The organism is Pseudomonas sp. H1h, assembly GCF_000633255.1.
In the GTDB taxonomy this organism is placed as follows: Bacteria; Pseudomonadota; Gammaproteobacteria; order Pseudomonadales; family Pseudomonadaceae; genus Aquipseudomonas.
In genome coordinates this window covers 1-266 of sequence record NZ_AYMJ01000045.1, presented here as the reverse complement: position 1 = coordinate 266, position 266 = coordinate 1, and the positions used below count along the sequence as shown (strand labels likewise).

1 protein-coding gene is annotated in these 266 nt (G+C 62.0%); it reads left to right on the top strand.

Going from position 1 to position 266, the window contains the following annotated elements:
• Nucleotides 1-266: immunoglobulin-like domain-containing protein (locus U862_RS29240; RefSeq protein WP_157836087.1), on the top strand; the 266-nt coding region annotated here is incomplete at both ends.

Genomic DNA, 266 nt, shown 5'->3' with positions numbered 1-266 from the left:
GGCGGCAATTTCGAGAACCTGGTGCCAAGCACCGTTCCAGCCGTCACCGACGTCACCGATACCATCGACACCACCACGGTCAAACTGACCGCAACCGAAACCGCGGCTGAAGGCGGCACTGTCACTTACACCGCCACTGTGGGCGCACCCGTGACCGGCTCGCCGGTCGTGATCACGCTGGCCAATGGTCAGAACATCACCATTGAAGTGGGCAAGACCACCGGCACCGTGACCACCACCGCACCGAACGATGCGTTGAACGGTCA